Below are 9,155 nucleotides of genomic sequence, written 5' to 3'. Positions count from 1 at the left end.
AGGCTTTTCATCTTCGTCAACCCCTCGTGAAGAGGAAGTTGCCGCCGCTGCACCTCAATCTGCCGAAGCATCTTTCCGTGTAGCGAGCCGCCCATCATAGCCGGCTTTTTCGTTTCGTCAACACCTTAAATCAAGGCATTTTCGAACCCTTCCGCTCTGGTTCCGCATTTGCGGGGCCGTTGCGTCGGGGGAGGCGAACTATAGGCCCAACCGAGACGTTTGGGAAGGGGTTTGTGAAAAATTTTTCACGATCCCGCTGCCATCTGTAGCAGCACGTCCTTCGTTGTTGCTGCAGCAAGCCGCTGATCCTGCGTCATCCGTCTGATGCCTCTATATCTGATGCCTCTATATAGATGTCATCCCGGCGCCGACATCGCTGCCATGCAGCAACCTTCCGCCAGCTCAGGCGCTGACCAGCGCAACGCGGGCGAAATTACGCTTCCCCACCTGGATGACACCCTCGAAGCCCGGCCCAAACTGACGTGCCGGATCTTCGACCACTTCACCATCGATCTTGACCGCACGTTCCTTGAGCTTGCGCGTGGCCTCCGAATTGCTGGGCGTCAGGCCGGCGGCGGTGAGCAGACTTGCGATCCGCAGACCTTCGGCCGGCACGGCCACCTCCTGCAGCGGCAACAGGCTGGTGTCGCCCTGCCCCGTCACCACGGCGTGCCAGCCGGCGATGGCCTGCTCTGCAGTGGCGGCATCGTGGAAGCGCGCGGTGAGTTCGCGCGCCAGACGCAACTTGACCTCGCGCGGGTGCAGGTCACCGGAGGCGACCTGTTCTTTCAGGCGCGCGGCCTCGGCAACACCGATGTCGAAAGACAGCAGATCGATCCAGCGCCAGGTCAGTTCGTCGCCGATCTTCATGGTCTTGGTGACGATGTCGATGGCCGGCTCGTTGATGCCGATGTAGTTGCCCAGCGACTTGGACATCTTGGCCACCCCGTCCAGGCCTTCCAGCAGCGGCATGGTCAGCACGACCTGCGGGGCCTGGCCGTAGTGCTCCTGCAGGCCGCGCCCCATCAGCAGGTTGAACTTCTGGTCGGTCCCGCCCAGTTCGACGTCCGCCTTCAAGGCGACCGAGTCGTAGCCCTGGACCAGCGGATACAGGAACTCGTGGATGGCGATCGGTTGCTGGCCATTGAAGCGCTTGGCGAAATCGTCGCGCTCGAGCATGCGCGCCACGGTGTGCTGCGCGGACAGCTTGATCATGTCCGCCGCGCTCATCTGGCCGAACCACTCGGAGTTGAAGCGCACCTCGGTGCGTTCGCGGTCCAGGATCTTGAAGACCTGCTCCTCATAGGTATGCGCGTTGGCCAGCACATCGTCGCGGCTCAGCGGCTTGCGGGTGACGTTCTTGCCGCTCGGGTCACCGATCATTCCGGTGAAGTCGCCGATCAGGAAGATGACCTGATGTCCGAGCTGCTGGAACTGCCGCATCTTGTTGAGCAGCACGGTGTGGCCCAGATGCAGATCCGGCGCGGTGGGATCGAACCCGGCCTTGACCCGCAACGGCACGCCGGATTTCAGGCGCGCTTCGAGCTGATCGAGCTTGAGGATCTCTTCGGCGCCGCGGCCGATGAGTGCGAGGGATTCTTCGATAGTGGCCAACCACAGACTCCAGCGGCGTTTGCCGTCAAAAACGTGAACGATGTTAAACGCGGGTTAATTCCGCGCCAAATGAAAATGTTGAACAGGCTCAATGGTTTGACGCGCTGTTACAGGCTGTCTATGGTACCGGCGATTGGGCTCGCACTTCGAGCCGGCGAGGAATTTGAACGATGCAGAACTTAGAGCAGGGCCGTGCACGCAAGCGGCGCTTTCACGAACGCCTCCACGTCCTCCACGACACTGCCCTGCATCGCAAGCTCAAGGCGCATCTTCCGGCGGCATTCAACGACCAATGGACGCGCCGCCACTGGATCCACGCCAGCCTGTTCGCGACCATCGGTGCGCTGGTGGCCACGATCGTGCCGGGCTTTTCCAATGCCATCGATGCGCCGCTGTCCAGCCATTCCACGCTGGCCCTGCCGTTGCCGCCGTTGGTGCCGGCCCGCAAGCAGCTGGCGCCGAGCACCGACTGGGAAATCCTGCAGGTCAAATCGGGGCAGACGCTGAGCACCTTGTTCGGCGAATTGGGAATCCCGACGGCGGTGATGTACCAGGTGCTGGCGCATCCGGGCACCAAGGAGGCGCTGACCAAGCTGCGTCCGGGCGCCGAGATCGCCTTCGACATGCCGACGCCGGGCGAGCTGCGCGCATTGCGCTTCGACCGCGACGACAGCCACCGCGTGGAGCTGCGCCTGCTGGGCGACAGCGTGCGCGAGAACGTCACCGAGCGCGCTACGACCACGCGCACGGTGGTGGCAAGCGGCGAAATCAGCAGCTCGCTGTACGCCTCGGCCGGCAAGTCGGGGCTGTCGCCGGCGGCGGTGGCGATCATGACCGACGAGATCTTCAAGTACGACATCGACTTCGACAAGGATCTGCAGCCGGGCGATCGCTTCAGCGTGGTGATGGACGAGACCTGGCGCGAGGGCGAGCGCATCAACACCGGCGACATCCTGGCGGCGACCTTCACCACCGGCGGCAAGACCTACACCGGTTTCCGCTTCGAGCGTGCCGGCAAGCCGGCCGAGTATTTCGACATCAACGGCCGGCCATTGAAGAAGAGCTTCATCCGCATGCCGGTGGCCTATAGCCGCATCAGCTCGACCTTTGGCGCGCGCAAGCATCCGGTGCTGGGCACGATGCGCATGCACAAGGGCGTGGACTACGCAGCCGCGTCGGGCACGCCGATCATGGCCGCTGGCGATGCACGGGTGGTGTTCGTCGGGACCCAGCGCGGCTACGGCAATGTGGTGATCCTGGACCACGGCAGGAACTTCAGCACGCTGTACGGGCACATGTCGCGCTTCGGCAAGATCAAGGCCGGCCAGCGCATCAACCAGGGCACGGTGATCGGCTATGTCGGCATGACCGGCCTGGCGACCGGCCCGCATCTGCATTACGAATTCCGCGTCGCCGGGCAGCAGCGCAACCCGATGTCGGTGACGATGCCGCCGCCGGAGCCGTTGCAGGGCGCCGAGCTGGCTGCCTTCCGCGCGCAGACGGCGCCGGCGCTGGCGCGTATCGAAGGCATGGAGAAGTTGATCTACGCCGACGCCGGCAAGCCCGCCAAGGGCAAGCCGCGCGGTTGAGTGGGCGCGGCTGGTTTCCCAGCCGCCGCGCTGGCAACCGCCGATCGCACGACTGCGCCTCCGTTCGGGGGCTCTGGCTCACGCGACGCCGCAGCCGGCATCGGGTTGCTGCCAGCACCAAGTGGACACCATGGTGCCGACGCGACAGTCGGCACCACATTTAGGGTGCTTGGCTGGCGAGCGCATCGCCCCTGCTTCCACCGCAATGCGCGCAAGGCCGGTTGACTCTCCCATCCCGGCTGCACAAGCTGCACGACCACCGTGCAACTGGCCCTGGCATGTCTGCTCCGGAACATCTTGAATCCCCGCTCTATCTGGGCCTGATGTCGGGCACCAGCGCCGACGGCATCGATGCGGCGCTGGTGCGCTTCACCGACGAGGGCCATCGCCGCTGCGAACTGGTCGCAGGCACCACGGTGGCCTGGGAGCCACAGCTGCGCGAAACGCTGGTGACGTTGGGCCAGGGCGCCGAGGTCATCGCCATCGATGCGCTTGGACACCTGGATGCGCAGGTGGGGCTGGCGTTTGCGGCCGCGGCCAATCAGCTGATCCGCGACAGCGGCATTGCGCGTGGGCGCATTCGCGCGATCGGCTCGCACGGGCAGACCATTCGACATCGCCCCAAGGCCGATCCGGCCTTCACCTGGCAGATCGGCGATGCGAGCCGGATTGCCGAGCACACCGGCATCACCACAGTGGCCGATTTCCGCCGGCGCGATGTGGCTGCCGGCGGCCAGGGCGCACCGCTGATGCCGGCCTTCCATCTGGCCATGCTGGGCGCCGCCGACGAGGACCGTGCGGTGCTGAACCTGGGCGGCATCGGTAACCTGACCTTGATCCCACGCAGTGGCGCGGTGCTGGGCTTTGATACCGGCCCGGCCAATGCGTTGCTGGACAGCTGGTGCCAGCAGCATCGCGGCACGCCGTTCGATGCCGACGGTGCGTTTGCCGCCAGCGGGCGCGTCGATACGGCGCTGCTGCAGGCGCTCTTGGCCGACCCGTGGTTCGCACTGGCACCGCCCAAGAGCACCGGACGCGAGCAGTTCCACCTGGACTGGGCGATGCAGGCGATGCGGTCGCCGGGAACCGTGGCGCCGTCCGCGGCCGATATGCAGGCGACCCTGCTCGAACTCACCGCCGCCAGCGTCGCCGACGCGTTGCTGCGGCTGCAGCCCGATACCCGCCGGGTGCTGGTGTGCGGTGGTGGGGTGCGCAATCCGGTGTTGATGGCGCGCCTGGCGGCGCGACTGCCGGGCGTGGTGGTGGAATCCAGCGCGCGGCATGGGCTGGATCCTGATTATCTAGAGGCAATGGGGTTTGCGTGGTTGGCCGCGGAGTTGCTCGCAGGCCGCGCGGCCAATCTGCCGTCGGTGACCGGAGCGGCGGGGCCGCGGTTGCTGGGGGCGATCCATCCGGCGTGAGTGGCCTGGATCGGCGCGCGCTGGATGCCACTACCTCGCTTCCTGATGGTGCCCCGCCCCGAATTCTGCGACGCGACCAGCGCTCAATTGATGAGGGGTAGTGGTGACGTGTTCGGTGAAGCTAGCTTGCTGATGATGCCCGCCTCGTCTGCAACCGACTAGCACGCAATTGAGCAGAGGCTGGCGAGGACGTGCGCAGTTGAGCCGGCGAATGCACAGCAATCTCGGCTCTTCTCGGCAGCATGCCAGGGTTTCCGACCAAGCCATCCGCCTCGGCACAATCCTCGCGCCGAGTGGATGGCACGCGAGGCAGCACTGCCTGCCCGTTTGCAGCGCTAGGGAGTATTCCCCGCCGGCAGCGCCTTGAGCGCGGCGATCGCCTCGGCCAGCACATCGACTTCCGGATGCTGCAGGCCGCCGCTGACGTCGTACTCGCTGGCGAACAGGCCCTGTTCGAGCAGATGCATCACCGTCTGGTGCTGGGTCCAGCCGCGTGCGACGGAGATGCGACGGATCCTGTCCACCAGCAATGGATCGATGTCACGCAGTACCAGATCGGTCATGCCCTTCCTCGTGCGATGCAGTGCCGCGTCGGCATCATCGGCAACCTTGGCGGACGTTTCAATCCGGGCGCCCGTCGCGGGCATCCAGCCGCGGCCACAGCCAGGCCAGCAGGGCCAGCGTGGGAACCACGGTGAGGGCGCTGAGGATGAAGAAGGTGCTGTAGGAGGTGGCCTCGACCAGGAATCCGGATACACCGCCGGCGAACTTGCCCGGCAAATTGGCCAGCGACACCAGCAAGGCGTACTGGGTGGCGGTGAAGTTGCGATTGGTCAGCGATGACATGAAGGCCACCAGCACGGTACCGGCGAACCCCTGGAACAGATTGTCGGCACTGAGTGCAGCATAGAACGCCCACAATTTGCCGGGGTTCTGCGCCATCAGCAAAAATGCCAGGTTGGACAGCGCCACGCCCAGGGCGGCGACCAGCAGCATGCGCCGGAAGCCGAACGCAGCCACCGCCGCACCGCCGGCAAACGCGCCGACGATGCCCATCCACACGCCGAACAGCTTGGACACCGTGGCGATGTCGGCCTTGGTGTAGCCCGAATCCAGATAGAACGGCCCGGCCATCACGCCGATCACCTGGTCCGGGAACTTGAACAGGCCGACAAAAGCCAACAGGACGATGCCCAGCGCCAGCCCGTTGCCGGAAAAGAAACTGGAAATGGGCTGCCAGAATGCGCCGGCCACGTCGATGCGGCGCACCACGGTGAGCTGCGGCCGGTCCGGCTCGCGGCATACCAGGGTGGTGATGATCGGCAGCAGCATCAGCGCCGACATGGCCAGGTACGCCGAGGTCCAGTTGAGGTATTCGGCCAGGTACAGCGCGCCGGCGCCACCGAGGATCAGGCCGATCCGGTAGCCCAGGGTGTAGGTCGCCGCCAAGGCGGCCTGCGCCGTGTCCGGGGCGATTTCGATGCGATAGGCATCCACCACCGAATCCTGCGTGGCGCCCCAGAACGAGGCGAACAGCACCCAGGCGACCAGGCCGGTGACACTCATGTCCGGGCGCGAAAACGCCAGTGCGAACAGGCCGGCGGTGACGCCGAGTTGCGAGACCAGCAGCCAGGAACGCCGACGCCCCAACCACGCGGTGAGCGGAAACGGATAGCGGTCGAGCAGCGGCGCCCACAGGAACTTGAGCAGGTAGAAGAAGCTGGCCAGGCTGATCAGACCGATGCTGCCCAGATCCAGCCCGACATCGCGCAGCCGGGTGGACAGGGTCTGCGAGGCGATCAGCAGGAACGGCAGGCCACTGCCGAAACCCAGCAGGGCCATGGTCGCCGCCGATGGGGTGGCGAAGGCCTGCCGGATGCCGCGCAGTCCTTTGTAGTTGGGTGCAGGCGTGGTCATGCGTATGGCCGCTGGGAATGGGGGCTGATCGATGCCGGGCGGGCAGTATCACTGGCCGTTGCGCGGAGCGACCTGCCGGAAACGCATGATTGGCTCCCGGAAGGATCCACAGCCATCAGGTTGCGGCCAGGCACGGCCTGCACGCCCTCGACATGCATCTCCACGACGCGGCCGGAAACACAACACGGTGAGGCTTGGCCAACCGTCCCGGTGCGCGTCACCGCCGGCTGCGCGCCCTTCCTCACTCCGCGTAATCCACGACATACGGCGCGTGGTCGGAAAAGCGCTGCTCGCGGTAGATGGAGCAGGCCTTGACCTTGTCGCGCAGGCCGGGAGTGACCAGTTGGTAGTCGATGCGCCAACCGACGTTGTTGCTGCGCGCCGCACCGCGGTTGCTCCACCAGGTGTAGTCCTGGCCCTGGGGATGCAGCACGCGGTAGGTATCGACCCAGCCGCGGCCGCCGGCGGCATTGGCGTCTTCCAGCGCATCGGCGCACAGGCCGTTGAGCCAGTCGCGCTCGGGCGGCAGGCAGCCGGAATTCTTCTGGTTGGACTTCCAGTTCTTGATGTCCAGCGCCGAGCGCACGATGTTCCAGTCGCCGCACAGCACGTACTGCCGGCCGCTGGCCAGCCATTCATCCAGGATCGGCCGCAGCCATTCCATCACCTGGAACTTGTAGCCCTGGCGCAACTCGCCCGAGGAGCCGGACGGGATATAGAAGGACACCACGCTGAGGTTGCCAAAGCGCGCCTCGATGTAGCGGCCCTCTTCGTCGAACTCGGGCCAGCCCAGCGCGGTGCGCACTTCATCGGGTTCGTGCCTGCTGTAGATGGCCACGCCGCTGTAGCCCTTCTTGGTGCTGGCGTCGCGGAACCAGGCCTTGTAGCCGGTGGGCAGGAATTTGGCACCGGCCAGCTGATGCTCCTGGGCCTTGGTCTCCTGCACGCACAGCACGTCGGCGTCCTGCTCGGCGAACCATTCGAAGAAACCCTTGGTGACGGCCGAGCGCAGGCCGTTGGCGTTGAAACTGATGATGCGCATAAGGGCCGGGAATGGGGAGTTGGGAATGGGGAATCGTAAAGCCTACCCCAGGCGCATGCGGAAGGCTGCCGGCGCACGATGCGTTTACCATTCTCGATTCCCTATTCCCCATTCCCGTCCAATGACCGACCACCGCACCCGTTTCCTGCAGCTGGCCCTGGGCGCCGATGCCCTGCGCTTTGGCGAGTTCACGCTCAAGTCCGGGCGGCTCAGTCCGTATTTCTTCAATGCCGGGCGCTTCGATTCGGGCGCCAAGACTGCGCAGCTGGCGCAGTGCTATGCCGATGCGATCGATGCGGCCGGGGTGGAGTTCGACCTGCTGTTCGGCCCGGCCTACAAGGGCATCCCGCTGGCGACTGCGCTGGCCTGCGCCTACGCCGGGCGCGGGCGCGACCTGCCGCTGGCGTTCAACCGCAAGGAAGCCAAGGACCATGGCGAGGGCGGCAGCCTGATCGGTGCACCGCTTCAGGGGCGCAAGGTATTGATCGTCGACGACGTGATCACCGCCGGCACCGCGATCCGCGAGGCGCTGGGCATCATCCGTGGCGCTGGCGGCGTTCCGTCCGGGATCGTGGTGGCGCTGGACCGGCAGGAGATCGCCTCCGAGCAGGATCGCCGCTCGGCCGCGCAGGCGGTGGCGGCCGAGGCCGGCATCCCGGTGATCGCGGTGGCCAACCTGGGCGACCTGCTTGCTTTTGCGGCAGGAAACGCCGACCTTGTGGGCTTCCGGGAACCGCTGCTGGCCTATCGTGGCCGTTACGGCACCGACACCACAGGCTGACGGCAGGCGACAGGGGGCTGCGATGATGCCAAGACACACCCGTTTGGCGTTATTCGCCGCCGTTGCGGCGGCCGTGGCCGCCGCACCTGCCATCGCGCAGGACAAGCCGGCCGCGAAGACGTTGTATTGCTGGAACCAGAACGGCGCCCGGGTGTGCAGCGATACGCTGCCGCCGGAAGCGGTGAACCAAGCGCGCGACGAGTTCAACGCCAGGAGCGGCCTGCGCAGCGCCGAGGTGCAGCGCGCCATGAGCAGTGATGAGCGGGCCGCCGCCGCTGCCAGCGAGCAGCAACGCCAGGCCGATCTGGCCGCCGAGCAGATGCGCCAGCGCACCGACCAGGCGATGCTGATGTCCTACCAGAGCGAGGACGACCTGCGCCGGGTGTTCAACGAGCGCATCGCCATCGTCGACAACAACATCCACACCGCGCGCTTCAATGTGACCAGCCTGCGCGAAGGGCTGGCCAGCATGCTGCGCAGCGCCGGCGACCGCGAACTGGCCGGCCAGGCGGTGGCCGACAAGCTGGCCGCCGACATCCAGCAACGCCATCGCGAGCTGCTGGCGCAGCTGCGTCTGCAGACCAGCTTCGAGCAGCAACGGGTGGCGCTGGACGGCGAGATCGCCGACATCCTGCAGCGCTACCGGGCGATGAAGGAACCGCCGGCCGCCACTGCGCCTGCCGGCTGACCGGCCCGCCGTCATTGCCACCCGTGCGGCGCACTGCGGCAGGCGGCATTTCCCGATCCGACGCCCTGCCCGCATAATGGCCGGTCTTACTCCCTGCCCACGA

Annotated in this window: 8 protein-coding genes; 4 read left to right on the top strand and 4 right to left on the bottom strand. The window is 66.1% G+C overall.

Going from position 1 to position 9,155, the window contains the following annotated elements; genetic code table 11:
* Window positions 1-402 precede the first annotated feature (402 nt).
* Window positions 403-1,614 carry a tyrosine--tRNA ligase gene (gene tyrS / locus EO141_RS14030; protein ID WP_104584950.1) on the bottom strand — a complete coding sequence of 404 codons (1,212 nt, stop codon included), beginning with the start codon at window positions 1,612-1,614 and terminating at the stop codon, window positions 403-405.
* A gap of 170 nt (window positions 1,615-1,784) precedes the next feature.
* On the opposite strand from tyrS, the gene EO141_RS14025 reads away from it, so the two are divergent.
* Window positions 1,785-3,203: a M23 family metallopeptidase gene (locus EO141_RS14025; protein WP_127169489.1), complete on the top strand. Its 1,419-nt coding sequence runs from the start codon at window positions 1,785-1,787 to the stop codon at window positions 3,201-3,203.
* A gap of 278 nt (window positions 3,204-3,481) precedes the next feature.
* Window positions 3,482-4,624 (top strand): anhydro-N-acetylmuramic acid kinase, encoded by a 1,143-nt coding sequence (locus EO141_RS14020; protein ID WP_127169488.1) that lies wholly within the window; start codon window positions 3,482-3,484, stop codon window positions 4,622-4,624.
* Between the two features lie 335 nt (window positions 4,625-4,959).
* Here EO141_RS14020 and EO141_RS14015 read toward each other — a convergent pair whose 3' ends face one another.
* The 3 genes from EO141_RS14015 to EO141_RS14005 form a co-directional block, all read right to left on the bottom strand.
* Window positions 4,960-5,187: a hypothetical protein gene (locus EO141_RS14015; RefSeq protein ID WP_104584944.1), complete on the bottom strand. Its 228-nt coding sequence runs from the start codon at window positions 5,185-5,187 to the stop codon at window positions 4,960-4,962.
* 58 nt (window positions 5,188-5,245) lie between these two features.
* Window positions 5,246-6,541: an MFS transporter gene (locus EO141_RS14010; protein WP_164739217.1), complete on the bottom strand. Its 1,296-nt coding sequence runs from the start codon at window positions 6,539-6,541 to the stop codon at window positions 5,246-5,248.
* 241 nt (window positions 6,542-6,782) lie between these two features.
* A complete protein-coding gene (locus EO141_RS14005) occupies window positions 6,783-7,583 on the bottom strand; it encodes an exodeoxyribonuclease III (RefSeq protein WP_119131662.1) in 801 nt (266 codons plus the stop codon).
* A gap of 121 nt (window positions 7,584-7,704) precedes the next feature.
* On the opposite strand from EO141_RS14005, the gene pyrE reads away from it, so the two are divergent.
* Together pyrE and EO141_RS13995 are read left to right on the top strand one after the other, a co-directional pair.
* Window positions 7,705-8,364 carry an orotate phosphoribosyltransferase gene (gene pyrE / locus EO141_RS14000; RefSeq protein ID WP_104584940.1) on the top strand — a complete coding sequence of 220 codons (660 nt, stop codon included), beginning with the start codon at window positions 7,705-7,707 and terminating at the stop codon, window positions 8,362-8,364.
* A gap of 43 nt (window positions 8,365-8,407) precedes the next feature.
* Complete coding sequence (locus EO141_RS13995) at window positions 8,408-9,052, top strand: hypothetical protein (protein WP_164739216.1); 645 nt, start codon at window positions 8,408-8,410, stop codon at window positions 9,050-9,052.
* Window positions 9,053-9,155 lie beyond the last annotated feature (103 nt).

This window comes from Xanthomonas sp. BRIP62415 (genome assembly GCF_003993515.1).
GTDB classification, from domain to species: domain Bacteria; phylum Pseudomonadota; class Gammaproteobacteria; order Xanthomonadales; family Xanthomonadaceae; genus Xanthomonas; species Xanthomonas euroxanthea.
This window is presented reverse-complemented; position numbering and strand designations above follow the sequence as displayed.